Raw genomic sequence first — 23137 nt, 5'->3', positions numbered from 1 at the left:
CGGCGAATTCCGGCGGGATCAGTCCTCGCGCGCGACCTCGTACAGCGCGTTGCCGACGGTGCCGTGTTCGGAGGCGTGGGGCCTGCCGTCGGCGTCGGCGTAGCCGTAGTCGAGCATCCGGTTGCGGTTGAGACAGAGCTTCGTGAACTCCGGCCGCAGGAGGTCGAAGAGCGCGAACCGCTCCTCCAGTTCGGGGAAGCGCGCCTGGTAGTCCTCGACCGCCCCCCGGACCTGCGTCCAGAACTGCGCGTCCTCGTACCCGTGATGTTCGGTGAGGATCGAAGAGAGGTAGCGGAAGACGCCGACGAACAGCCCCGCGACGACGAACTGACAGAGCCCCTCCGGCGGCTCCGTCCGGAGCACGGCGTCGAGCTCCGGCGGCAGGTCGGCGAGTTCGGGTAACGGATGCTCGCTCACGTTCACGTCGTCCACGAAGTCCTTGACGGCGAGGCGGGTCGGGACGCACTCCTCGTCGAGCACGAGGATGGCGTTCTCGCCGTGCGGGGAGAACGCCGTCCCGTAGCGATACAGGTAGTGCAGTAGCGGCGGGAGGACGACGCCGAACAGCTCGTCGAGCCACTCCTCCAGCGACAGCCCCGACCGCTCGACGAGCTTCGAGACGAAGGGCGTCCCGTCGGCGTCCACGTGGAGCAGCGCGGCGAGCGTCACGGGGCGCTCGTCGTCGCGGACGAGCGACTCGACGCTCTCGCGCCAGACGCAGCCCAGCAACTCGTCGTACTGGTACGGCGACCCCTCGATCGCCGCGAAGTCGGGGTGGTCGTAGTTGAGCCCCGCCACCTCGCCCGGCAGGATCAGCTCGCACTCCTCGCGGAGGAACGGGTCCCCGTCGCGGACGCGCTTCACGTACTCGGTGACGAGCGGCGCGGCCTCGGTGCGCTCGCCCGGGAGCCCGCGGTAGACGAGCGTGTTGAGGATGCGCATCGGGAGCTTCACGTTGCGCTTCTCGGGGTCCGAGACGTTGACGAACGTCCGGATCGACTGCATCGGGAGGTACTCGTCCGGCCCCTCGCCCAGCGGAACGACGTCGCCCGCCGCGATCTGCGCCGGGAAGAGCTGGACGACGCTGTTCTCCCACTGCCAGTCGTGGACCGGCAGGAGGTAGTAGTCCTCGGGGTCGCGGCCCGCGCGTTCGAGCGTCCGGATGAGTTCGTCGTGCGCGTCGCCCAGTTCCTCCCGGACGAGCGTCCCGTAGTCGAGGTCGGAGACGGCCGCGAACGTCGCCTCGGAGCGCCGGACGGCGAGCCACGAGAGGCGCACGCGCCGCTTGCGCTCGGGGGCGTACCGCCGGTAGTCGTCGTAGCTCCACCCGATGCGGCCCTTGTTGTACGTGATCCACGGGTGGCCGCCCATCTCGCCCTCCAGTTCGGCGTAGCTAAGGTCGAGGAGGTTCCCCTCGCGCTCGCGCCGCCGCGCCTCTATGTGGGCGTCCGCGAGGAGCGTGTGGTTGTACTCGCGGACCAGGTGTCCGGCGGTCATTCCGTCCATGCCGACGTGCTCGCGCGCGTCGCGGACGAACCGTATGGGATCGGTCGCCGGCTCCCACGACTCGCCGTCGTAGCGCTCGACCGAGCCGGGGAGGACGCGGTAGCCGTCGAACAGTCGACGCTCGGCGCGGAAGCGGTAGGACGCGCGGTCGAGCGTCAGGCGGTAGGTGTCGATCCCATCGCGGGCGTCGTCCCCGCTCTCGCCCTCCACTTCGCCCGCGCGCCCGACGACGGTCGGGTCGATCAGCCCCTCGTAGGCGAACTCCGCCAGCATCTTCTCGAGCAGGTTCGTCCCGACCGTCTCCCACACGTCGGCGTCGAGCGCGTCGGCGAGCGGTTCGGGCAGCGGGTCGTCGGTCTCGGGGATCTGTGCGTCGGATTCCGTCTCGGGTGCGTGTGCGTCTGACATCTCGGATCAGTCCTCCTGGATCGGGTGGTCGGTTCGCCCCTGGGCGGGGGAGTCTGACAGGAACTGCTCGACGCCGAAGTCCTGAAAGACGGTGTCCCGGTCGACGGGGTAGACCGCCTCGCCGAGCAGCTGTTCCACGATGACGCTGTTGCGGTAGGTGCCGAGGCCGAGGTCCGGCGCGCCGACGCCGTGGGTGTGGAGTTCGGCGTTCTGGACGAACACCCGCCCGGCCGCGCCGTCGAGTTCGACGCGGTAGTCCTCGGTGATCCGCGGGCGGCCCCGTTCGTCGCGGCGGATGCGCGGTTCGAGCGGCGCGAGGAACTCGGGCGTCGGCCGGTGGTAGCCCGTGCCGAGGACGACCGCGTCCGCGCCGTGCTCGAAGCGCGTCCCCTCCTGGCGCTGCTCGCAGGCGAGGCGGTAGCGGTGCGGGCCGTCGGCCGACGGCTCGATCCCCCGCACCTCGGTCATCGCCAGCAGGCCCACGTCGGGGTCGCGCTCGATCGAGTGCTCGTACAGGGTCTCGTAGATGCGATCGTTCGTCTCCGGGTCGATCCCCTTGTACAGCAGGTCCTGCTCGGGGAGCACCTCGTCTCGGGTCTCCTGCGGGAGCGAGTTGAAGTACCGAACGTACTCCGGCGTGAAGTGCTGGAGGCCGAGCTTCGAGTACTCCATCGGGAAGAACCCGTCGGAGCGGGTGAGCCAGTCGAGGCGGTAGTCGCGCTCGGGTTGACGTTCGAGCAGGTCGAGGAACACCTCCGCCGCGCTCTGGCCCGACCCGACGACGGTGATCGCGTCGGCGTCCAGGCAGCGCTCGCGGCGGTCGAGGTAGGACGCCGTGTGGAACACGTCGGCGTCGGGGAGGTCGCGGAACGCCTCCGGGACGTAGGGGACGCTCCCCACGCCGAGCACGAGGTCGCGGGCGAGGTAGCGGTGGCGCTCGCCAGTTTCGGGGTTCCGGGCGCGAACCTCGAACACCTCGCGATCGTCGTCGTACTCGACGGCCGTCACCTCCCGCGAGAACCGGCAGGAGTCGAGGCGCTCGGCGACCCACCGCATGTACGCGTCGTACTCGCGCCGTGGGATCTGGAACGTCTCGTAGAAGTAGAACTCGTACAGCCGGTCGCGCTCCCGGAGGTAGTTGAGGTAGCTGTGGGGGCTGGTGGGGTCCGCGAGCGTCACGAGGTCCGCGAGGAACGGGACTTCGAGGGTGGTCCCCTCGATGAGCATCCCGCCGTGCCAGCGGAACTCGGGCTTCCGGTCGAGGAAGACGGCGTCCGCGTCGGCGTCCGCCCCGTCGAGCAGCGCGGCCAGCCCGAGGTCGAACGGGCCGATCCCGACGCCCACGAGGTCCCGAACGGGTTCGGCGGCGCTCATCCGAGCACCTCCGACTCGAACCGCTCGCGCTCGCAGACCATCAGGAGCGCGTCCTTGTCCTCCTCCTCGAACCGGAACTCGCGGACCGGTTCGAAGCCGCAGCGCTCGAAGCAGTGGATCGCCGCCCCGTTGCGCGCGTCCGGTTCGGTGACGATCCGGTCGGTCTCGTGGTGGGTGAACTGGAACTCGGTCATGGCGCGGAGGAGCGGGATCGCGTACCCCCGCCCGACGTACTCCGGCGGACCGATCAGCAGGTGGATCCCCTGGTCGGTCGGGTCGGCGTCGTAGTACGACGCGAGGTGGTCGTCGGCCGCCCAGTAGGACTCCCAGTAGCTCATCGGGACGTGATCGAGGCAGCCGACGTACGGCGTGAGGTGGTCGTCGGCCAGCTTCTCGACCAGCGCGTCGCGGAAGCGCGGCAGCGGGTGGTCGAGTCGCCAGTACGGCAGGACGTGGGGCTCGTTGAGCCAGGCGTGGAGCCGCCCGAGGTCGCGGTCGAGCGCCGCCCGACGGAACGAGATCGTCCGCCCGATCGCCTCCTCGCGGCGCTGGAAGTCGTAGCTCGCGGCCACCGTGGCGCGGGGGTCGGTCATTCGACGGACACCTCGGGTTCCGTCACGAGGGGGTTCTCGATCTCGGCGTACACGGACTGGTCGTCGAGCGACCCGACGAGTTCGTCCATGTCGTGGAACCGGGTGAGCAGGTTCGCCTTGCACGGCACCGTCGGCTCCGAGAGGAGACTCGTCACCAGCGAGGAGGTGGGACGGTCGTACTCGGTCGCCCGCTCCAGTTCCTCGCGGAGGGCGGCCAGCAGGCGGCGCTCGTCCGCGCCCGCCACGCCGAGGGCGTTCGCGACGCCGAAGGCGTTGTTCAGCACGACGTAGTAGCGGATCCGCTCGTCGGCGACGGCGTCCGGACAGATCGTGTCGGCGCGCTCGCCGACGCCCGGCAGGAGCCGATCCACCTCTCCGTAGATCGCCTCGGGGAAGTAGTACCCCTGGTTGTCGCGGTAGTAGAACGCGTCGGGATAGCCGCCGTCGAGCCGGAGGAGGCTGTTCTGCTGGTGGGCCTCGAGGCCGATCCCGCGCTCGAGGTAGAGCCAGAGCAGCGGGCGCACCGAGATCGCGAGGTAGCGGCGGAACCACTCCTCGGCGACGGCGTCGAACGACCGACCCTCTCGGTCGGCGAGCGCGGCGACGACCGCACCCAGCCGGGAGCGCCCCCCGCCGATCCGGTCCTGACAGAGCGCGACGACCGGCGCGACGCTCCGCGCGTCGTCCCCGCGGAAGGGGTTCTCCCGGAGGACGACCTCGAAGCCGGACTCGGGGGCGTCGCGCCCGTCGTCCACGTCGAGGGTGAGGTACGCGGGGTCGCGTACCACGCCGAAGTCGGGGAACTCCCGGGCGAGGTCGTCGCCGAGCTCGGTGTCGAGCAGCTCGGAGACGGCGACTCCGCGGTCCAGCTCGGGGCGCTTGTTCACCCGGCGGGAGTTGGTGATGCGCACGTCGAGCGACCCCTTCGCCATGAACGAGGCGTCGGGGTGATAGAGCGTGCGCACCGACGTGGTGGGGGCGAACGCGCGGCCCACCTCGCCGAGCGGTTCGAGCCGCCCCGCCTCGACCAGTTCGCCCACCGCGGGCCGGTCGAGCAGGCGGCGGGCCTGCCACGGGTGGAGCGGAAGGAGCGCGTCGTCGCTCTCGACGTGCTCCGCGACGAACTCGTCGGGGACCTCGGGATCCGAGCGGAGCTCGCGCTTCACCCACTCGACGGCGCTCTCGTCGCGCGCCGAGTCGTGGACGACGAGGTCGGGGTCGGCGCGGACGTAGTAGAGCGGGAAGCGCCCGCGGAGCTCCGGGGCGTAGCGCCCCTCCTCGCGGGGGGACATCCCCTGTCGGCTCTTCGGCGTGGGGTGCAGCAGGTGGCCGAAGACGAGCGACTGCTCCGCGTCGAGCAGGTCGAAGTCGAGCCCGTAGAGGCGCTCCTCGTCGTCCGCGCGCGCCTCGACGAAGCGCTCCACGTTCCGGCAGCTCAGGAGCACGCGGCGGAGCAGTTCGTCGCCCGCGCCGTCGCGCGCGAGCGAGAGGTCGCGGACGACGAGCGCGGCGAGCGTCGCGTAGTCGCACTCGACGGGCTCCCCGCCGCCGAAGCGGGCGCGGGTGGGCCCGTCGAAGAGGTGGCGGCCCGTCGGCGCTCGGTAGGCCACCGGCGTCAGCAGTTCGACGCCCAGCCGTTCGAGTCCGCACCGGGCGACGAGGCCGCTCTCGGGGGCGTCGATCGGCGTCCCCTGGGCGTTGACGAACTCGCCGCCCGCCTCGCGGAGGTAGCAGTTGAGGAAGGCGGTGCGCGTCGCCTCGCGCGCGACCGCGCCCGCGTCTATCGCCTCCCCGGACGCGGTCGTCGGTTCCTCGACCCCGCCGGCGGTCTCCCCGGTCTCGCCCCTCATCGGCCCACCTCCGCGGCGTCGAGGTCGCGGCCGAGCGCCGTCACTCGACGGAGGATCCCCTCCGCGTCCTCGACCGTCGTTCGGGGGTTGAGCAGGGTGAACTTGAGGTGGGTTCGCCCGCCGACCTCGGTGCGCGCGAGCACGGCGTCGCCCTCGGCGAGCAGCGCGTCGCGGATCGACTCGTTGATGCGGTCGGCCCGACCGCCGTCGCCGGCGGCGGACGACGGGACGTAGCGGAAGACGACCGCGTTGAGCGCCGGCTCGGTCGCGAGTTCGAGGTCCGGGTCGGCCGCGATCCGGGCGGCCACCTCGTCCGCGAGGTCGAGGGTGTACTCGACGAGCGCGGCGAGGCGGCGGCGGCCGAGGGTGCGGAACGCGACGAGCGGCTTCAGCGCGTCGAACCGGCGGGTGGTCTGGGTAGACTTGGAGACGAGGTTCGGGACGCCGGCCGCGTCGTCGCCCTCCGGGTTGAGGTAGGCGGCGTTGCGCGCCACGTGGCGGTAGTCGTCGCCGTCGCGCAGGAGGAACAGCCCGCAGCTGATCGGCTGGTAGAACAGCTTGTGGAAGTCCACCGCGACGGAGTCCGCCCGCTCGATCCCCGCCAGCCGGTCGCGGTGGCGGTCGCTGAGCGCGAGCGCGCCGCCGTACGCCGCGTCGACGTGGAACCAGAGGCCGCGCTCCTCCGCGCGATCCGCCAGCGCGTCGAGCGGATCGACGCTGCCGAAGTCGGTCGTCCCGGCGGTGCCGACGAGCGCGAACGGCTCCCGGCCGTCGGCGTCGAGGCGGGAGAGGGCCGCGTCGAGCGCCGCCGGCGACAGCCGGTAGTCGTCGTCCGTCTCGACTTCGACGACCGCCCGCTCGCCCAGTCCGAGGTGGGCGGCGGCCTGCTCGGCCGTGAAGTGCGCCGCCGTGGAGCAGAGGATCCGGAGGTCGGCCGCCTCCGGCGGGAGGCCGTCGCGCCGCGCGTCCCGGCCGTGCTCCTCGGCGAGGTGGCGGTTGCGCGCCAGCAGCAGGCCGAGGAAGTTAGACGCCGTCCCGCCGCCCGTGAAGACGCCGTCGGCGTCCTCGCCGTAGCCGAACAGCTCCGCGAGACGGCCGACGAAGCGCTCCTCGAGCACCGACGCCGCGGGGCTCTGATCCCAGGAGTCGAGCGACTGGTTCGTCGCGGTCAGCATCGCCTCCGCCGCGAGCGAGGGGACGAGCGGCGGGCACTGCAGGTGGGCGACGCAGGCCGGATGGGAGACGTTCACCGAGTCCGCGAGCACGAGGTCGGAGACCCCCCGGACGGCGCGCTCGAACCCGACGCCCTCCTCGGGGAGGCACTCGAGGTCCGCGAGCCGGGCGCGCAGCCGCTCCGGCGAGCGACCCGAGTAGGGGGCGTCGCCCTCCACGATCGTCTCGACGACCGCCTCCTCGGCGATCCGCATCGCCGTCCGGTAGGCCTCTGCGCTCCCCTCGCCACCGAGGAAGAGCGTCTCGGCGGTCGTGCGGCCGTCGGCGTAGTCGGGGACGCCGCTCATGCGGGCACCCCCCTCGCGACGGCCGCCTCGACCGCCTCCTCGAACCGGTCGGCGATGGCGTCCACGTCCTCGCGGGTGACGACCAGCGGGGGAAGGAACCGCGCGGTCGCGCCGTGGCGGCCGCCCAGTTCGATCACGAGCCCCCGGTCGAAGCACGCCGCGCGAACCCGCTCCGCGAGGTCGCCGTCGGCGGGGTAGCTGCCGACCTCGTCGGGATCGGCGGTGGGATCGACGAACTCGACTCCGAGCATCAGCCCGCGGCCGCGCACGTCGCCCACGGCGTCGTGGCTCCCCGAAACGGCTTCGAGGCGGTCGCGCAGGCGCGCGCCCATCGCGGCCGCGCGCTCGTGCAGGTCGTGTTCGAGGACGTACTCGATCGTCGCCTCGCCCGCCGCCATGGCGAGCTGGTTGCCGCGGAAGGTGCCGGCGTGCGCGCCCGGCTCCCACGCGTCGAGGCGCTCGTCGTAGACCACGACGGCCAGCGGCAGGCCGCCGCCGATCGCCTTCGAGAGCGTGATCACGTCGGGCGTGATGCCCGCGTGCTCGAAGGCGTACAGCTCGCCGGTGCGCCCGAGGCCAGTCTGGATCTCGTCGACGACGAGCGGGACGTCGCGCTCGCGGGTGATCCGGCGGATCTCGCGGGTCCACCCGTCGGGCGCGGGGACCGCGCCGCCCTCGCCCTGGACGAGTTCGACGACCATCCCCGCGGGGTCGGTGATCCCGCGTCCGGGGTCGTCGAGCAGGCGCTCGACGTAACGCGCGGCCGTGCGCGCGCCCTCGTCGCCGCCGATCCCGAACGGGCAGCGGTAGTCCGCGGGGTAGGGGAGGTGGTGGACGCCGGGCATCAGCCCGGAGAGCGGCTCCTTGGGGTCGGTGTCGCCCGTGAGGCTGAGCGCGCCGTTGGTCATCCCGTGGTAGCCGCCACGGAAGGCGAGGACGCTCCCCCTGCCCGTGGCGGTCTTCACGAGCTTGAGGGCGGCCTCGACCGCGTCCGTCCCCGCGGGCCCGCAGAACTGCACGCGGGCCCGCTCGGCGAACTCGTCGGGGAGGCTCTCGAAGAGCCGGTCGACGAACGCCTCCTTCCCCGGCGTGGTGATGTCGAGCGTGTGGAGGGGGCGGCGCTCGTCGAGCGCGCGCTCCATCGCCTCGACGGCGACCGGGTGGTTGTGCCCGAGCGCGAGCGTCCCCGCGCCCGCGAGACAGTCGTAGTACTCCTCGCCGTCCATGTCGACGACGGTGACCCCGCGGGCCTCGCGGATCGCGAACGGGAGGTGACGCGGGTACGTCCGCGCGCTCGACTCCCGGCGCGCCTGCTGGTCGAGCAACCCGGCGTTCGACGCCTCCTGGTAGCTCACGGGTCGATACCTCCGTTCGAAACCGTCGTCGCAGTCGTCGTCCGGACGCATCGATCTCTGTGTTCCGACATACGAGTTTTAGGCTAGCCTAAAACATTGAAAACTGTACCGGTTTTAGGATGGCCTAAAAAGTAATGTGAGCCCCTGCAGTATGGTTCTTACCATCGGGTCCTCTCGGAGAAGAAATACTCCGGTGAGGAGGCGTCAAACCGCCGTCGACGGCCGTCGCGACGTTCCTCCGACCGATCTCACCCGTCGTTCGAGCGACCGTACGTCCGCGCCCAGAGCACCTGGAGGGGGACGATGAGCAACGGCACCAGGTAGGCCGCGTCGAGGTTCACCGCGCTGACGGCGATCGAGGCGGCGAAGACGGCGGGGTTGATCAGCCCGCGGAGGGTGAGGAGGCGCGCGTCGAGCGGGGTGATCACGTCGGCGACGTACCCGCTCGACGCGGCGTACTGCCAGATGGCGGTCATGAGTACGCCGATGGCGATGAAGTTGAGCGCGTAGAGCGTCCACGCGAGGCGCGTATCGTAGGTCCCGATGAGTTCCGTCGGGAAGGGCATAAACGACACCGAGAGGAGGAACAGGAGGTTGAGATAGAGCAGCACGCGGTCGTGACGGACGATCTGTCGGAACAGGTTGTGGTGGACGACCCAGTAGAGGCCGACGACGAAGAAACTGAGGAGGTAGCTGACGAACAGCGGCCGCATCGCGCGCAGCGCGCCCCCGAGTTCCGACGGAGGGACGTCCGGGACCTCGAACTGGAGGACGAGCAGCGTCAGCACGATAGCGAAGATCCCGTCGCTGATGGCGTTGAGCCGGTCGACCCCCTCGCCGCCGACGGTCCGCAGGCGTGGCATACCACCCGATTGGTCGTCGCGCGGCTTATCGTGTCTCCCCGATGACAGCGAGCGGCCGATCGGCGGCCCGGAAACATCGATTCTGTTACAGAAACCCGCTTAAGCTAGAGTTTTACCGTACCTGACACCTATCTGTGGGTATGAGCGAAAGCGAGGCGGAGCCGAGCATTCGGGAGTGTGCGGACTGCGTCGCCCCGGCGGAGGCGTTCTCTATCGTCGCCAACGAGACGCGCCTCTCGATCCTGGAGGCGCTCTGGCGGGCGGAGGAGCGACCGGTGCGGTTCTCACGGCTGCGGGAGATGGTCGGAATGCGCGACAGCGCGCGGTTCAACTACCACCTCGGGAAGTTAACCGACCAGTTCGTCCTGCGCACCGACGACGGCTACGACCTGCGCCACGCGGGCACGAAGGTGGTGCAGGCGGTCCTCGCGGGGTCGTTCAACGAACACCCTCACGTCGAGCCGTTCCCGGTCGAGGGGTCGTGTCTCTGGTGCGACGGAACGCTCGAGGCCCGATACGACGACGAGATGCTCGCCATCGTCTGCGCCGACTGCGAGCGGCGACACGGGAGGTACTCCTTCCCGCCGGGCGGGCTGAACGACCGGACGACCGAGGAGATCGCCCGGGCGTTCGACCAGCGCGTGCGCCACCTCCACTGCCTCGCGGCGGACGGCGTCTGCCCGGAGTGCAGCGGCCGGATGCGGACCGTCCTCGTGAGCGAGGGAGATTGCTGTCTCGGCGACGGACTGCGCGCGGACCACGTCTGCGAACAGTGTAACCACCGGCTCTGCTCGGCGGTCGGCCTGCGCCTGCTCGATCAGTCGGATGTCGTCGCGTTCCACCGCGACCACGGGATCGACCTCGGACTGACGCCCTACTGGACGCTCGACTGGTGTGTCTCCGACGAGGCGGTGACCGTCCTGGATACAGATTCGTGGCGCGTCGAGGTGGCGATCACGCTCGACGGAGAGACGCTGCGCGTCACCATGGACGAGGACCTCGTCGTCCGCGAGGTCCGCCACGAAGCGGTCGGATAGGTTACCGAAGCGGACTTCGGTACGATCACCTACATAAATAAATTTCAGATTACAGTTTTGCTTCAAGCGATCGCCTCTCCATCCGTGATGAGATCGCCCCGATCCACCGCCGGCCGAACCAACGTACCGTATCCGCCGATCCCGGAGACGCCGGACGGCCGTACCATCCTCGTCGCCTTCGCGGTGGCTCTCGTGGTGCCGGTCGTTCTGTGGGTGGTGAGCTACCCGGCGCTCGCGGCGCTCGCCGCGGCCAGTTTCTCGGCCGGCGTCGTCGCGGTTCACGTGGCCGCGGCCGTCGACCGGCGGCGGACCACCGGGTGCACCACCCTCCGCGTACCCGGGGTCGGTATCCGCGTCGAACTGTAATCAGTGCGTCACGACGGCGATTGTTTCAGATAACATCCCGTGATATTACCACGTAAATAGTACGTACCGACGGCAGCGAATATTGCCGTCAGCTGCCGGTTCGTGGCAGGAGAGTGTCATCATTCGCTCATATTCAGTGTGGTGTACTATGACATACAGTTATACTATTGTGGCTCTTTGGTAGCTCTGTAGGGCGATTACCGACCCAGTGTCGCACGTCGACATGATGTATATACACTCGCCAAAATCTACTAGGCAATATTAGGACAAGGCTTTCATCAGGGTCGTCGTGACCTCGAACTAACGGCGCGCGCGTTCACCGTCGTTCCCGGTTCCGGCCATCGGGTGACCTTGGAGATCGCGCGTGTGCGGTCGACAAAACAGACGAAACAATGACACTCGAAACACAGACGTGCGTCGTCACCGGCGCATCGCGCGGTATCGGGAAGGGCATCGCGATCGAACTCGGCGAACAGGGCGCTGACGTCGTCGTCAACTACCGCTCCTCGGAGGCGGAGGCCTACGACGTCGTCGACGAGATCGAGGACGCGGGCGGACGGGCGATCGCGGTACAGGCCGACGTGAGCGACCTCGGCTCGGTGGAGGGGATGGCCGAGGACGTCCGTCGGGCGTTCGGCGACGTCGACGTGCTCGTGAACAACGCCGGACTGACTGTCGACCGGAAGTTCGCGAACATGACGCGGGAGGACTGGGACCGCGTGATGGACGTGAACCTCGGTGGCGTGTTCAACTGCACGAAGGTCTTCTTCGACGACCTGCTCGAGGCCGAACACGGCCGGCTGGTCAACATCTCGAGCGTCGTCGGCCAGCAGGGGAACTACGGCCAGGCCAACTACGCGACGACCAAGAGCGGCCTGTTCGGGTTCACGCGGACGATCGCGCTGGAGATGGCCCGCTCGGGGTCGACCGCCAACTGCGTCGCGCCCGGGTTCGTCCAGACCGACATGCTCGAGGACGTCCCCGAGCGCGTCCGGGAGAAGATCGTCGAGCGCATCCCCCTCCGGCGGTTCGCGGAGGTCGGTGACGTCTGCGGGATCGTGCGGTTCCTGGCGGGCGAGGAGTCGAGCTACATGACCGGACAGATCCTCGCCGTCAACGGCGGCATGGAGTGGTAACATGAGTCAGGAGGTCCCGCGCACCGAATCCGCCGACCCCGTCGAGGAGCTTCGGCGTCGGCGCGAGGCCGCCCGGCAGGGTGGGGGCCAGGAGCGCATCGACAGACAGCACGCGAAGGGGAAGCTGACCGCCCACGAGCGCGTCGAGTACTTCCTCGACGAAGGTACGTTCAGAGAGATCGACACCTTCGTCGAGCACCAGTCGACCAACTTCGACATGGCCGAGAAGCGCTACCCGGGCGACGCGGTCGTGACCGGCCGCGGCGAGGTGGACGGCCGCCCGGTGTTCGTGTTCGCCCACGACTTCACCGTCCTCGGCGGGTCGGTCGGCGAGGCGGTCGCCGACAAGATCTGCAAGGCGATGGACATGGCCATGGACGCGGGCGTCCCCATCGTCGGGCTCAACGACTCCGCGGGTGCGCGCATCCAGGAGGGCGTCGACTCGCTGGTCGGCTTCGCGCGCATCTTCCGGCGCAACACCGAGGCCAGCGGTCTCATCCCGCAGATCTCGGCCATCATGGGTCCGTGCGCGGGCGGGGCGACCTACTCGCCCGCACTGACGGACTTCACCGTCATGGTGAACGACACCAGCCACATGATGATCACCGGCCCGGACGTCATCGAGACGGTCACCGGCGAGCAGATATCGAAGGACGAACTCGGCGGCGCGCGCCCGCACGCCTCGAAGAGCGGCGTCGCGCACGTGACCTGTTCCTCGGAGGAGGACGCGCTCGACGACATCAGGCACCTCCTGTCGTACCTGCCAGCGAACCACCTCGAGGACCCGCCGCGCGTCGAACCGTACGACGACCCCGACCGGTCGTGCGACGCGCTCGACGACATCGTCCCGAACGAGCCGAAGAAACCCTACGACGTGACGAACGTCCTCGAGGAGCTCGTCGACGACGGGACGCTCTTCGAGGTCCACGGGGGCTACGCCCGCAACCTGGTCGTCGGCTTCGCCCGGATGGACGGGCGACCGGTGGGCATCGTGGCGAACCAGCCGCGGGCGAACGCGGGGACGCTCGACATCGACGCGAGCCAGAAGGGCGCGCGGTTCGTGCGCTTCTGCGACGCGTTCAACCTCCCGATCCTGACGTTCGTGGACGTGCCCGGCTTCATGCCCGGCACCGACCAGGAGCACAACGGGATCATCAAACACGGCGCGAAGCTCATCTACGCCTACTCCGAAGCGACGGTCCCGCTGCTCACCGTCATCACGCGCAAGGCATACGGCGGCGCGTACATCGTGATGGGCTCGAAGGAACTCGGCGCGGACGTCAACTACGCCTGGCCGGGCGCGGAGATGGCCGTCCTCGGACCGCGCGGCGCGGTGAACATCCTCTACCGCGAGGAACTCGCCGCGACCGAGCGGACCGAGGCGCGCCGCGAGGAGCTGATGGACGAGTACCGCGAGGAGTTCGCCAACCCCTACAAGCCCGCCCAGCGTGGCTACCTCGACGACGTCATCGAACCGAAGCAGACGCGCCAGCGGCTCGTCGAGGACCTCGCGCTGCTGGACCGGAAGCGCGCGGATCGACCGCCGAAGGACCACGGAAACATCCCACTGTAACGCTATGTCCGCCCACGCACACACCGAAACCGACGTCGACCTCGACTTCGACGTCGACACCCACACCTGGAGCATCGACATCCGGACGGACGCCGGGGAGACGACGGTGACGATCCCCGAGACGGCCACCGACCGCGAGGCGGCGGCGCTCGCGTGCGCCGTCGGCGCGCACCTCGAGGACGAACGAACGGCGGCGGCCGCCGCCCACGACGACGGACCCAGTTCCGTCGATCGCTGGGCGCTCGCCGGACGCTACAGCTGCCGCCGTCGGTCCGACCTCCCCCGATCGGTGCGGCGGGGCGAGGAGTGGAAGATGGCCGGGCGGGCGCGTCGCCTGCGGTAGCCACCCCCGGCCGTCGCTGCCAACACTTATCACGATACGAACTGCATCACCGCCTCACGAAGAACACCATGTGTGATCGGAAGATAACAGATAGTCTAGACGAACCGTCGCCCTCCAACGGAGGAGAGCCGTGAGCGCCGCGACGATCGTCGCCTCCGGTGGTACGCCGTCACACGAGACGGCGGAGGGTCGGCGATGAGCGACGTGACAGTCCTCGCCTCCGGTGTTCTGCCGCCCCAAGAGGCGGCAGGGGGTCGGCGATGACAGACGTCGCCCTCATCGGTGCGTCGATGACCCAGTTCGGCCAGCGCGAGGAGTGGATCCTCGAACTCCTCTCGCAGGCCGGCAAGGAGTGCCTCGACGACGCCGGTGTCGCCCCGCACGACCTCGATCACGTCTACGTCTCGAACATGGCGAGCGGCGAGTTCGAGGGGCAGACGGGCATCATGAACGCCCTCGCGCACGACCTCGGGGCGCTCCCGGCCTACGCCCAGCGCGTGGATCAGACCTCCTCCTCCGGCGGGGCGGGGATGTACGCGGCGTGGCAGTCGGTCGCGAGCGGGGCGAGCGACATGACGCTGCTCGTCGGTGGCGAGAAGATGACCCACCGGTCGACCGGCGAGGCGACCGACGTCATCGCCTCGATCACCCACCCCGTCGAGTACAAGCAGGGGGTCACCCTCCCGAGTTTCGCGGGACTGACCGCGAGACTCTACCTCGACACGTACGACGCGCCCCGCGAGAGCCTGGCGAAAGTCGCCGTGAAGAACCACCGGAACGGCGTGGACAACCCCCACGCCCAGTTCCGGAAGGAGGTCGACCTCGAGACCGTCCTCGACTCGCCGGTCGTCGCCGACCCCCTCCGGTTGTACGACTTCTGTCCGATCACCGACGGGAGCGCGGCGCTGCTGTTCTGCCCCGTCGAGGTGGCCGAGGAGTACACCGACGACTACGTCCGGATCGCGGGGATCGGCGGCGCGACGGACACGCACGTCGTCCACGAGCGCGCCGACCCGACCACCATGGGCGGCGTCGTCGACAGCGGCGAGATCGCCTACGAGATGTCGGGTTACGGACCGGAGGACATCGATGTCGCCGAGTTACACGACATGTTCACCATCCTCGAGTTCCTCCAGAGCGAGGATCTCGGCTTCTTCGAGAAGGGTCGCGCGTGGGAGGCGGTCGAGGAGGGCGTCACCGAGCGCGACGGCGACCTCCCGATCAACACCTCCGGCGGTCTGAAGTCGAAGGGTCACCCCCTCGGCGCGAGCGGCGTGGCGCAGGGATACGAGATCTACGAGCAACTCCTCGGCGAGGCGGGTCCCCGGCAGGTCGACGCCGAGGTCGGCCTCTGCTGCAACGTCGGCGGGTTCGGCAACTGCGTCATCACCACGATCATGGAGGTGGCGGGATGACGATGGAGGCAGTCCGCTACGCCGACGGCAGCCTCAGTTACCCCGGTCACCCCGTCGGCCCCGACGGCAGCGAGCCCGTCGGGGCCGTCGACCTGAGCGAGTACACCGCGACGGTCGTCACCTGGACGACGAGCACCGCCACCCCGCCCGGCGTGCGCGCGCCCAACCACCTCGCGATCGTCGAGTTCGACGTCGACGGCGAACCCGTTCGCGCGCTCGGGCAACTCACCACCGACGAGGTGGACATCGGCGACGAGGTTCGACCCGTGTACGTCGACGAGTTGCGCGAGCCGGGTGCCGGGATCCGCGAGCCCGACAGCCAGCCCTGGGACGGCTACCGCTTCGAACCCGTGTAAACCACCCTACCCTACTCCCTCGGCGCTCCGCGCCTCGGTCTCTTCTCACGGGCGCGAAGCGCCCGTTCGAATGGTCAGAGGGACCGTAGGTCCCTCTCGACTTGAGGCCGGAGGCTCCACCTTGAATCACGCCGAGGCGGTCCTCGTCCCGCCGTCGCACGGCGTATCACTATCAGCACGTCGACGCGGCGCACTCCCGTCCGCGAGACGACGGACCTAGGACCCGTCTCGGTCCTCGTCGTCGTCTCGCGCACGCCGACGGCTCGGTCGTTCCGAGGCGTCCGGGGACGCCCCGTCGTCCTCGTCCGGACGGACCTCCCGTCTGATCGCGTCGAGCTCGGCGTCCACGTCTACCTCGGGCCCGTCGGGATCCTCGCCCTCGTTCCCGTCACCGCCGTCCGCCGTCTCGTCGGTCACGGCGATGGAGATCGCGTCGGTCGGTTCGCGCCGTGGGCGTCGGTCGCGGTCGACGCGGCGCTCGTCGGCGCGTCCGCCGATCGCGCCGTCGATCTCCCGGCGAAGGGAGCGGGCGTCGTCGAGCAGGTCGCGCGCGTTCTCGTCGGTGGGGCGAGCCTCCAGGGCGTCCTGCAGGTCGGCGAGGACGGCGTCGACGCCGTCGAGCGCGCGCCTGCCCGCCGTCGTGACGCGCTCGTCGTCGCGGTCGGTCGCGGGGAGACCTCGCCCGCCGGTCAGCCTGAGCACGCCGCGGAGGAGTTCGAGCGCGCGGATGTTCGCTTCCAGAAAGGAGATAAGTGTCGGGATGGTGTACTCCTCCGTGAAGCGGAGGAACTCTCCCGGGCGCGGTCGCGCCGCGTGGCGGCTCCGTCGCCACGGCGTCCGGTCGCGTGCCTCCGGCCCGCGATCCGCCCGCCGCTCGGCGCCGTCCGCCTCGAGCTCCGCGCGGAGTTCGTCGAGCGTGGCAGAGAGGTCGTCGAGGAGCGCGGGGAGGTCGTCCCGGTCGGTCATGGCGGGCGTTGGTCGCCGCCCGCCAAACCAGTGTCGACGCCTTCGTGCTATCGTGTAGCGTGGCACTAGTTTCCGGAGCCACGCCAGAAGCCTTATTATATCCCTACTACGAATATACGAAAGAATAGGTATGACAACTGAGACCGGGGCAGGTGCATTCGCGCAGGCGCTCGCAGCGATGAAGCGCCAGGGGAGCAGCCTGCTCGTCGTTGGTTCGGCCTGCGGCCGGTCGCACCTCTCGGCGTGTCGGCGGCTCCTCGGGGAGGACGGTGACGGCGAGCGCCGTCGGGTGGTGGTGCTCACCGACGGACCGCCGGAACTCGACGTGCGCGTCCCGTCGGGGGACCGCGAGGAGGGGGAATTCGAGCTGTTCGACCGGCGGCCGGCCACGCGCAGCGTGGCGGCCGCGACCACCGCGTCGCCGGGACTCCCGCCGACGCTCGGGACGCTCGAGGCGGAGGTCCGCGGGACGATCGACGAGTTCGACGCCGCGGCCGACGGGCTCGAGTCCGCGGAGCTCCGGGTCTGCATCGACTCGCTCCGCCCGCTGCTCGAGGGCTACGACGAGGACGACGTCGTGTCGTTCCTCGACGGCGTCATCGACGCCACGCTCGACGCGAACGGGATGTGTCACGCACACCTTCCCGTCGATCCCGACAACGGAGTGGTCGAACGCCTCAAGCCGCTGTTCGACGCCACCATCGAACTCCGCGAACTGCACATCCCCAGCGAAAACGGAGAGACGCCGCGAACCGCCACGGAGCAGCGCTGGCACCTCCACGAGGAGGACATCAGCACCGACTGGCTCCCGCTCTAGGCCGACCAAAATCTTTTAGCCTTTAGGCGAGCCTAATCCGGGTAATGGCAGCACCGGCACCGAGCCCCGAGTCAGTCGAGCGATACGTCACAGCGCACTGTACGTCACCCGAGCGGACCGTCTTCACCGAATCGAAGAACCCCGACGGGTGGATCGCGACCGATCTCGTCGTCGACGTCGATCGATAACCGCCGTCGCGCCGGTCGCGCCGCGCGGGCGCGACCGCTCGGGCCGTAACGGACCGTCAACAAAAGAACGGGGATGAACGCGACGCGCTAGTGCGTCGCCTCTTCGAGCACCAGTGTGTCGTCCTCGAGGTAGTGTTCGATGTGGTGGGCGTCCTCCTCGACCTCGACCAGGATCCCGCGGAGCTGCTCCTCGGTCGTGTAGTCGCCGAGGTTGTTGGTGAGCTCGATGTGATCGCGGAGCGACTCGATGATGTCGCCGTAGATCGCCAGGTCGTTCTCGAGGGAGGTGCGGATGTCGTAGACGTCCTCGCCCTCGAACTCGACGGTGGCGCGCTCCTCCTGGTTGGACGGTCCCGCGACCGGGACGCCGCCGAGGGCCTGCGCCCGCTCTGCGATCACGTCCGCCCCCTCCTCGACGGTCTCGTAGGCCTCCTCGAGGAAGCGGTGGAGATCGAGGAACTCGGAGCCCTCGACGTTCCAGTGGTGCTTCTTGAGCTGATGATACAGGACGTACGAGTTCGCGAGGTCCGTGTTGAGCGCGTCGATGATCTGCTCCGAACGATCCTTGTCGATGCGCAGCGCGTTCTCCTCTACCTCGTCCGCCGGCTGCCGTATCGCCTCTTTCTGAGTGCTCATCTCAGTTCTAGCGTCGTGCGCGCCCTACTTAAAGATTTCCGCCATGGGAAGATTATTTTGGGAAGCCAAAAACTCCTTTCTCGAATACGCGCATTATTACGCGCGGGAGAAAACACCGGCGGGTTCGTCGACGCGCCCGCGACTCACGCGCGGGCCAGCAGGAGGGGCTCGCCCCCCAGGAGTTCATCGTCGCGGGCCGCGACGTCGCGCCGCACCTGCGCGTCGTGAACGGCCATCACCGCTCCGCGGATCCGGTCGTCGAACCCGCAGCGGTCGGCGAAGTCGTCCCACACGCGCGGCTCGACGAGCAGTGCGTAGGCCTCCGGCGTCCGCGCGACGAGCGGATCCTCGCGGAACGCGGTCCGCCACTCGTAGACGAGGCCGTCGATTCCGACGTGTCGCGCCGCCGCGTCCTGGACGGCGCGGAGGCCGTCCCACAGCGCGTCCACCGAGAGGTCCTCCGCGTCGGCGATCCGCGCGACGACCGCCGCGTCGAACGCGCCGTCGAGTGCATCGGGCATACGCTTCGTTCGTCGCGCCGGACCAAAAACAGCGCCGCGTCGACGGCCGAGTCGCGGCCGCCTATCGCCCCTCCGTCACCGCCCGTCCGTCACCACGGCCCCTCATCGCTCGCCCGTCGCCACCCGCTCGCCGTCGTGCGTCACGACGACGCGCTCGGGGGCCGTCCCGTCGAACGCGAACGACGCCTGGTACTCGATGTCGACGACGCAGTCGCCGCACGTCCGGTTCGCCATCTCCTCGGGAACGTACGTCTCCACGGACACGGTGAGCGTGCCGCCCTCGACGCTGACGTCACCCAGCCGGGCGCTGTGACACTGATCCGCCCCGGTGATGACGCCCTTTACCTTCACCTGACCGTCTCGCGGGAACGAGACGGAGGCGCTCTGGTCCTCCGTACCGCAGTTAGCCGACTGCGCCTGGAACTGCTCTCCGGTGATCGAGGACGCTCCCCCGTCGGTCCCGTTCGTGGTGTTCGTGCCGTTCGTCCCGTTCGACCCGCCGGTACCGTTCGAGTCGTTCGTCCCGTTGGCGTCGCCGTCGGCGTCGTCTCCGCCCAGACATCCCGCGAGCGCGGCCGTCACGCCGCCCGTGAGCGCGCCGAGTACTGTTCGTCGGTTCATACCGCGCCGTCAACGTCCAACATGAAACCCCTTGTGGCGGATGGAACGGTCGTCGTATGCTGTAGGCGGTACCGCTTTCGCGACGTTCGCACCCCGAGCGTCGACAGTCGGTACGGACGTTCGGCGGACAGCGTATCCATCAAGGCTATGACGGTGGCGGTCTCCGGACGCCACATGCACCCGCGCGCCGAGGAGTTTCGGAACTGCGCCAGAGAGCGATACGACTTCGACCCCGACGTCAACGAGTTCGAGGACGGGACGAAGACGGCGGCCGACGCCGCGAGGGCGGTCGGCTGCGATGTCGCCCAGATCGCGAGCGCCATCGCCGTTCGCGCGGGCGAGGACCTAGTCGTCTGTGTGACGAGCGGCGCGAACCGCGTCGACATGGGGAAGGTCGCGGCCCTCCGGGACGTGGACCCGTCGGCGACCGGGATGGCCGATCCGGTCGCCATCCGGGAGACGCTCGGATGGTCCATCGGCGGGGTCCCCCCGTTCTGTCACGACGAGGCGGTCCCCGTCTACCTGGACGAGACGCTCGTCGATCACGGGACGGTGTGGGCCGCGGCGGGGACGCCCGACGCGGTGTTCCCGATCGCCCCCGAGACGCTCCGGGAGCTAGCGGACGCGGCGGTCGTCGACCTCGCGGAGGAGTGAGGCCGCCCGCTCGGGGACCCCGATTCGGGCGGCGGCAGCGGCGAACGCGAACACCCCGATGGCGATGAGGACGATGATGCCGCTCTCCTGGAGGCCGAAGTAGTACGAGACGACGATGCCGGAGACGACGGCGAGTTCGGCGGCGACGACCGAGAGAGCGAGCGACTGGCGGAAGCTCGTCGCGACCTGCGCCGCCGCGGCGACCGGGACGACGAGCATCGCGGCGACGAGGATGACGCCCATGATCTGCATCGCGGCGACGACGACCAGCGCGGTGAGGACGACCAGCAGCCGCTCGTGGCGACGGACGTTCACGCCCGCGACGCGCGCCGCCGTCTCGTCGAACGTGAGGTAGACGAGCGGCCGGTACGCGAGCGCGACCGCACCGACCACGATCAGCGTGAGGACGACCAGCAGGCCGACGTTCGCGCGGGTGACGAGCGAGAGGCTCCCGAAGAGGTAGTCGGTGATGCCGACCGAGAGGCCGCCACTGTCGAGGCTCATCAGGACGGTCCCGAGCGCGAACCCCCCGGACAGGACGATCGCCATCGCCACGTCGCCGTAGGCGTCGGTGTACTCCGCGATGGCCTGCACGAGCAGCGCCGAGAGGACCGCGACGACGAGCGCGGCTGCGTAGGGCGAGACGGGCGCGTCGAGGCTCGCGCCGAGGAGCAGGCCGACGGCGACGCCCGCGAACGCCGTGTGTGCGAGCGTGTCGCCGATGAACGCCAGCCGCCGGTGGACGAGGAACGTCCCGATGAGCGGCGCGATGACGCCGACGCAGAGGCCCGCGAGCAGTGCCTGCTGCATGTAGCCCGCGCAGAAGACGTCGCCGCCGATCGCGACGCGGCCGGCGGCGCACGATACCCCGCCGAACAGCGACAGCGCCCGGTCGAACAGCGCCTCCAGGGGCCCGGGGGCGGCGAGCGCCGCGAGGAGCGTCGGCGCGGTCACGGGTGATCGTGGTGGAGCTGGCGCTGGTTCGCGCCGTAGGCGTTCGCGAGCGCGTCGCTGTCGGCGAAGCCCTCGGGATCGCCGTGGAAGAACACCCGGCGGTTGATGCAGGCCACGCGCGAGGCGCGCTCGGTGACGACGCCGAGGTCGTGTTCGATGAGGATCACCGTCATCCCCCCGTCGTTGAGGTCGGCGAGGAGGTCGTAGAAGGCGTCCCGCGAGTCGGCGTCGACGCCGACCGCGGGTTCGTCGAGCGCGAGCAGGTCGGCCTCGGAGGCGAGCGCCCGCGCGATGAACACCCGCTGGCGCTGGCCGCCCGAGAGGGAGCCGACGCGACGGCCCGCGAGGTCGGTCACCCCGACTCTCGCCATCGCGTCCTCGATCGCCCGGCGGTCGTCCGCGCCGAGGCGCCGAATCCCCGCGTGGGGGTACCGCCCCATGCGAACGACCTCGCGGGCCGTGATCGGCAGTTCGCCCGCGGCGCGCGTGGCCTGCTGGGCGACGTACCCGACGCGCGTCCCGTCGTCGAACTCGTGGGCGGGCTCGCCGAACAGCCGAACCGTCCCGCTGTCCGGCCGGCGCAGTCCGAGCACGAGTTCGAGGAGGGTGCTCTTGCCCGACCCGTTCGGTCCGACGAGGCCGAGGAACTCGCCGTCCTCGACGGTCATCGACACGTCCTCGATGACGGGCTGCTCGCCGTAGGCGAACGTGACGGAGTCGACCTCGACCGCGTTCATGCGCCGAGTGCGGTCCGAAGGCTCTTGAGGTTGATCTCTCGCATGACCTCCACGTACCCCCAGTCCTGCTCCTCCCACTCCTCCCTGTATCCCGCGAGGGCCGTGATCGGGAGCACCTCCGTCGCGTCCGTCTCGGCGACGAGCTGCTTCGCCGCCCGATCGGACTCGAACACCGGCGCGAGGACGTGCTCGATGTCGTCCGCCGCGATGATCTCCCGTGCGCGCCGCACGTCGCTCGTCGTCGGGCTGTCGTCCGGCGAGAGGTCGGTCAGCGCGTGCACCGCGAAGCCGTAGCGCTCGCCGAGGTACTGGAAGGCGTTGTGCCCGGCGACGAGGACGGCCCCCTTCGAGCGACCGGACAGCGCCTCCTCGAACTCGGCGTCGAGGTCCCGGAGCTCGGAGACGAAGCCGTCCGCGTTCTCGCGGAGGGTCGCTCCCTCGTCAGGCGCGAGATCGACGAACCCGTCGCGGATGGTCTCGACGGCGGTCGCCGCCCGGGTCGGGTCGAGCCAGAAGTGCGGGTCCTTTCCGCCGCGGTCGTGCCCGTCGGCCTCCTCGTCGCCCTCCTCGCGGTGGGACCCGTTCTCCCCGTGCTCGCCTTCGTGGATGTCGCCTCCGTGGGTGTCGTTCTCGTCGCCGTGGTCGTGTTCGCCCTCGTGATCGTGTCCCCCCTCGTCGCGGGTCCCGGATTCGTTCTCGCCTTCGTGCGTGCCGTTCTCGTCGCCGTGGTCGTGGTCGTGGTCGTGGTCGTGGCCGCCGTCCCCGGCCGCGTCGATGAGGTCGACGTTATCGCGCGCGGCGATGATCGCCACGTCGACGCCGTCCTCCCCCAGGCTGCGGACCACGTCGTCGGCCCACGGCTGGAACCCTTCCCCCATGTAGAGGAACGCCCGCGCCTCGCGGACGCGGCGCTGGAGGTCCGCGGAGGGCTGCCAGCCGTGGCCGTGCTGGCCGAACGGCACCAGCGTGCCGACGTCGAGGGCGTCGCCCCCGACGCGACGACCGAAGTCCCCGAGCACGTAGAACGACGCCTCCACGCCGTTCTCGTTCGATCCCGTCGCGGGATCGACGCTTCCGAGACACCCGGCGAGCGCTCCGGCCGTGACCGTCGCTCCGGACGCCAGCAGCGACCGTCGTGTGAGTTTCGCCATCTGATACTAAGATGCTATTCCAGATTAATAAAATGCACCATCCTATTCGGAGAGGTTGTTATCATCTCCGGGGCGGGCGGCGCGTCGAACTCGTCAGCGGGCGCACGCACGCGCGACCACGATCGTCCGCCAAATCATCCGCCCCTCGCCCGCTCGACGGGCGGACGGCCCGCCCGCCGCGGCTCCCGCCGATCGGG

At 69.7% G+C, this 23137-nt stretch carries 24 protein-coding genes; 10 read left to right on the top strand and 14 right to left on the bottom strand.

What is annotated here, in order from left to right; all coding sequences use genetic code 11:
* Window positions 1-18: 18 nt before the first annotated feature.
* From P1K31_RS05475 to P1K31_RS05445, 7 genes are all read right to left on the bottom strand, one after another.
* Window positions 19-1914 carry an IucA/IucC family protein gene (locus P1K31_RS05475; protein WP_276305274.1) on the bottom strand — a complete coding sequence of 632 codons (1896 nt, stop codon included), beginning with the start codon at window positions 1912-1914 and terminating at the stop codon, window positions 19-21.
* 6 nt (window positions 1915-1920) lie between these two features.
* Entirely contained in the window at window positions 1921-3288 is a 1368-nt protein-coding gene (locus P1K31_RS05470; protein ID WP_276305273.1) for a lysine N(6)-hydroxylase/L-ornithine N(5)-oxygenase family protein, read from the bottom strand.
* On the bottom strand, window positions 3285-3881 hold the full coding sequence (locus tag P1K31_RS05465; protein WP_276305272.1) for a GNAT family N-acetyltransferase: 597 nt from the start codon (window positions 3879-3881) through the stop codon (window positions 3285-3287). The genes P1K31_RS05470 and P1K31_RS05465 overlap by 4 nt, the downstream gene beginning before the upstream one ends.
* Entirely contained in the window at window positions 3878-5665 is a 1788-nt protein-coding gene (locus P1K31_RS05460; RefSeq protein ID WP_379793959.1) for an IucA/IucC family protein, read from the bottom strand. The genes P1K31_RS05465 and P1K31_RS05460 overlap by 4 nt, the downstream gene beginning before the upstream one ends.
* A 62-nt stretch (window positions 5666-5727) precedes the next feature.
* Window positions 5728-7251 carry a pyridoxal phosphate-dependent decarboxylase family protein gene (locus tag P1K31_RS05455; RefSeq protein WP_276305270.1) on the bottom strand — a complete coding sequence of 508 codons (1524 nt, stop codon included), beginning with the start codon at window positions 7249-7251 and terminating at the stop codon, window positions 5728-5730.
* Window positions 7248-8606 carry a diaminobutyrate--2-oxoglutarate transaminase gene (locus tag P1K31_RS05450; protein ID WP_276305269.1) on the bottom strand — a complete coding sequence of 453 codons (1359 nt, stop codon included), beginning with the start codon at window positions 8604-8606 and terminating at the stop codon, window positions 7248-7250. The genes P1K31_RS05455 and P1K31_RS05450 overlap by 4 nt, the downstream gene beginning before the upstream one ends.
* Window positions 8607-8854: 248 nt before the next feature.
* Complete coding sequence (locus P1K31_RS05445) at window positions 8855-9469, bottom strand: TMEM175 family protein (protein ID WP_276305268.1); 615 nt, start codon at window positions 9467-9469, stop codon at window positions 8855-8857.
* A 140-nt stretch (window positions 9470-9609) separates the two neighbouring features.
* On the opposite strand from P1K31_RS05445, the gene P1K31_RS05440 reads away from it, so the two are divergent.
* The 7 genes from P1K31_RS05440 to P1K31_RS05410 all read left to right on the top strand — a co-directional run bounded on the left by P1K31_RS05440 (window position 9610) and on the right by P1K31_RS05410 (window position 15695).
* Window positions 9610-10506: a DUF7351 domain-containing protein gene (locus P1K31_RS05440; RefSeq protein WP_276305267.1), complete on the top strand. Its 897-nt coding sequence runs from the start codon at window positions 9610-9612 to the stop codon at window positions 10504-10506.
* An 87-nt stretch (window positions 10507-10593) separates the two neighbouring features.
* Window positions 10594-10872, top strand: a complete 279-nt coding sequence (locus tag P1K31_RS05435) for a hypothetical protein (protein WP_276305266.1) — start codon at window positions 10594-10596, stop codon at window positions 10870-10872.
* Window positions 10873-11264: 392 nt separating this feature from the next.
* Window positions 11265-12008 (top strand): beta-ketoacyl-ACP reductase, encoded by a 744-nt coding sequence (locus tag P1K31_RS05430; protein WP_276305265.1) that lies wholly within the window; start codon window positions 11265-11267, stop codon window positions 12006-12008.
* A 1-nt stretch (window position 12009) separates the two neighbouring features.
* Window positions 12010-13581 carry an acyl-CoA carboxylase subunit beta gene (locus tag P1K31_RS05425; protein WP_276305264.1) on the top strand — a complete coding sequence of 524 codons (1572 nt, stop codon included), beginning with the start codon at window positions 12010-12012 and terminating at the stop codon, window positions 13579-13581.
* Between the two features lie 4 nt (window positions 13582-13585).
* Window positions 13586-13924 (top strand): DUF8022 family protein, encoded by a 339-nt coding sequence (locus tag P1K31_RS05420; RefSeq protein WP_276305263.1) that lies wholly within the window; start codon window positions 13586-13588, stop codon window positions 13922-13924.
* A gap of 260 nt (window positions 13925-14184) precedes the next feature.
* Window positions 14185-15339 carry a thiolase family protein gene (locus tag P1K31_RS05415; protein ID WP_276305262.1) on the top strand — a complete coding sequence of 385 codons (1155 nt, stop codon included), beginning with the start codon at window positions 14185-14187 and terminating at the stop codon, window positions 15337-15339.
* Entirely contained in the window at window positions 15336-15695 is a 360-nt protein-coding gene (locus tag P1K31_RS05410) for an OB-fold domain-containing protein (RefSeq protein ID WP_276305261.1), read from the top strand. The genes P1K31_RS05415 and P1K31_RS05410 overlap by 4 nt, the downstream gene beginning before the upstream one ends.
* Before the next feature lie 216 nt (window positions 15696-15911).
* Here the strand turns inward: P1K31_RS05410 and P1K31_RS05405 are convergent, their stop codons facing one another.
* The gene (locus tag P1K31_RS05405) at window positions 15912-16661 is read right to left on the bottom strand and encodes a DUF7547 family protein (RefSeq protein ID WP_276305260.1); all 750 of its coding nucleotides are present in this window, start codon (window positions 16659-16661) and stop codon (window positions 15912-15914) included.
* Window positions 16662-16791: 130 nt separating this feature from the next.
* On the opposite strand from P1K31_RS05405, the gene P1K31_RS05400 reads away from it, so the two are divergent.
* Both P1K31_RS05400 and P1K31_RS05395 read left to right on the top strand, forming a co-directional pair.
* Complete coding sequence (locus P1K31_RS05400) at window positions 16792-17478, top strand: DUF7504 family protein (protein WP_276305259.1); 687 nt, start codon at window positions 16792-16794, stop codon at window positions 17476-17478.
* A gap of 44 nt (window positions 17479-17522) precedes the next feature.
* The gene (locus P1K31_RS05395) at window positions 17523-17666 is read left to right on the top strand and encodes a hypothetical protein (RefSeq protein ID WP_276305258.1); all 144 of its coding nucleotides are present in this window, start codon (window positions 17523-17525) and stop codon (window positions 17664-17666) included.
* Between the two features lie 87 nt (window positions 17667-17753).
* Here the strand turns inward: P1K31_RS05395 and dpsA are convergent, their stop codons facing one another.
* The 3 genes from dpsA to P1K31_RS05380 form a co-directional block, all read right to left on the bottom strand.
* Complete coding sequence (dpsA, locus tag P1K31_RS05390) at window positions 17754-18302, bottom strand: DNA starvation/stationary phase protection protein DpsA (protein WP_276305257.1); 549 nt, start codon at window positions 18300-18302, stop codon at window positions 17754-17756.
* Window positions 18303-18445: 143 nt separating this feature from the next.
* Complete coding sequence (locus P1K31_RS05385) at window positions 18446-18823, bottom strand: DUF8048 family protein (RefSeq protein WP_276305256.1); 378 nt, start codon at window positions 18821-18823, stop codon at window positions 18446-18448.
* A 102-nt stretch (window positions 18824-18925) separates the two neighbouring features.
* Window positions 18926-19444 (bottom strand): hypothetical protein, encoded by a 519-nt coding sequence (locus tag P1K31_RS05380; RefSeq protein WP_276305255.1) that lies wholly within the window; start codon window positions 19442-19444, stop codon window positions 18926-18928.
* Window positions 19445-19618: 174 nt separating this feature from the next.
* Between P1K31_RS05380 and P1K31_RS05375 the strand changes: the two genes are divergently transcribed.
* Window positions 19619-20098: a YbaK/EbsC family protein gene (locus tag P1K31_RS05375; RefSeq protein ID WP_276305254.1), complete on the top strand. Its 480-nt coding sequence runs from the start codon at window positions 19619-19621 to the stop codon at window positions 20096-20098.
* Here the strand turns inward: P1K31_RS05375 and P1K31_RS05370 are convergent.
* Genes P1K31_RS05370 through P1K31_RS05360 form a run of 3 tightly spaced genes read right to left on the bottom strand, consistent with a single transcriptional unit; the run spans window position 20060 to window position 22940 of the window.
* Window positions 20060-21052: a metal ABC transporter permease gene (locus tag P1K31_RS05370; protein ID WP_276305253.1), complete on the bottom strand. Its 993-nt coding sequence runs from the start codon at window positions 21050-21052 to the stop codon at window positions 20060-20062. The two genes, P1K31_RS05375 and P1K31_RS05370, sit on opposite strands and share 39 nt — an antisense overlap.
* The gene (locus P1K31_RS05365; RefSeq protein ID WP_276305252.1) at window positions 21049-21789 is read right to left on the bottom strand and encodes a metal ABC transporter ATP-binding protein; all 741 of its coding nucleotides are present in this window, start codon (window positions 21787-21789) and stop codon (window positions 21049-21051) included. The genes P1K31_RS05370 and P1K31_RS05365 overlap by 4 nt, the downstream gene beginning before the upstream one ends.
* Window positions 21786-22940, bottom strand: coding sequence for a metal ABC transporter substrate-binding protein (locus tag P1K31_RS05360; protein WP_276305251.1), 1155 nt, complete (start codon window positions 22938-22940; stop codon window positions 21786-21788). The genes P1K31_RS05365 and P1K31_RS05360 overlap by 4 nt, the downstream gene beginning before the upstream one ends.
* Window positions 22941-23137 lie beyond the last annotated feature (197 nt).

The organism is Halomarina halobia (assembly GCF_029338575.1).
Lineage (GTDB): Archaea > Halobacteriota > Halobacteria > Halobacteriales > Haloarculaceae > Halomarina > Halomarina halobia.
This window is presented reverse-complemented; position numbering and strand designations above follow the sequence as displayed.

Excerpts from the sequence above, each read along its gene's own strand:
- P1K31_RS05475 (WP_276305274.1), bottom strand. The coding sequence starts at position 1,914 with ATGTCAGACGCACACGCACCCGAGACGGAATCCGACGCACAGATCCCC.
- P1K31_RS05470 (WP_276305273.1), bottom strand. The coding sequence starts at position 3,288 with ATGAGCGCCGCCGAACCCGTTCGGGACCTCGTGGGCGTCGGGATCGGC.
- P1K31_RS05465 (WP_276305272.1), bottom strand. The coding sequence starts at position 3,881 with ATGACCGACCCCCGCGCCACGGTGGCCGCGAGCTACGACTTCCAGCGC.
- P1K31_RS05455 (WP_276305270.1), bottom strand. The coding sequence starts at position 7,251 with ATGAGCGGCGTCCCCGACTACGCCGACGGCCGCACGACCGCCGAGACG.
- P1K31_RS05445 (WP_276305268.1), bottom strand. The coding sequence starts at position 9,469 with ATGCCACGCCTGCGGACCGTCGGCGGCGAGGGGGTCGACCGGCTCAAC.
- P1K31_RS05440 (WP_276305267.1), top strand. The coding sequence starts at position 9,610 with ATGAGCGAAAGCGAGGCGGAGCCGAGCATTCGGGAGTGTGCGGACTGC.
- P1K31_RS05435 (WP_276305266.1), top strand. The coding sequence starts at position 10,594 with ATGAGATCGCCCCGATCCACCGCCGGCCGAACCAACGTACCGTATCCG.
- P1K31_RS05430 (WP_276305265.1), top strand. The coding sequence starts at position 11,265 with ATGACACTCGAAACACAGACGTGCGTCGTCACCGGCGCATCGCGCGGT.
- P1K31_RS05425 (WP_276305264.1), top strand. The coding sequence starts at position 12,010 with ATGAGTCAGGAGGTCCCGCGCACCGAATCCGCCGACCCCGTCGAGGAG.
- P1K31_RS05420 (WP_276305263.1), top strand. The coding sequence starts at position 13,586 with ATGTCCGCCCACGCACACACCGAAACCGACGTCGACCTCGACTTCGAC.
- P1K31_RS05415 (WP_276305262.1), top strand. The coding sequence starts at position 14,185 with ATGACAGACGTCGCCCTCATCGGTGCGTCGATGACCCAGTTCGGCCAG.
- P1K31_RS05410 (WP_276305261.1), top strand. The coding sequence starts at position 15,336 with ATGACGATGGAGGCAGTCCGCTACGCCGACGGCAGCCTCAGTTACCCC.
- P1K31_RS05405 (WP_276305260.1), bottom strand. The coding sequence starts at position 16,661 with ATGACCGACCGGGACGACCTCCCCGCGCTCCTCGACGACCTCTCTGCC.
- P1K31_RS05400 (WP_276305259.1), top strand. The coding sequence starts at position 16,792 with ATGACAACTGAGACCGGGGCAGGTGCATTCGCGCAGGCGCTCGCAGCG.
- P1K31_RS05395 (WP_276305258.1), top strand. The coding sequence starts at position 17,523 with ATGGCAGCACCGGCACCGAGCCCCGAGTCAGTCGAGCGATACGTCACA.
- dpsA (WP_276305257.1), bottom strand. The coding sequence starts at position 18,302 with ATGAGCACTCAGAAAGAGGCGATACGGCAGCCGGCGGACGAGGTAGAG.
- P1K31_RS05385 (WP_276305256.1), bottom strand. The coding sequence starts at position 18,823 with ATGCCCGATGCACTCGACGGCGCGTTCGACGCGGCGGTCGTCGCGCGG.
- P1K31_RS05380 (WP_276305255.1), bottom strand. The coding sequence starts at position 19,444 with ATGAACCGACGAACAGTACTCGGCGCGCTCACGGGCGGCGTGACGGCC.
- P1K31_RS05375 (WP_276305254.1), top strand. The coding sequence starts at position 19,619 with ATGCACCCGCGCGCCGAGGAGTTTCGGAACTGCGCCAGAGAGCGATAC.
- P1K31_RS05365 (WP_276305252.1), bottom strand. The coding sequence starts at position 21,789 with ATGAACGCGGTCGAGGTCGACTCCGTCACGTTCGCCTACGGCGAGCAG.
- P1K31_RS05360 (WP_276305251.1), bottom strand. The coding sequence starts at position 22,940 with ATGGCGAAACTCACACGACGGTCGCTGCTGGCGTCCGGAGCGACGGTC.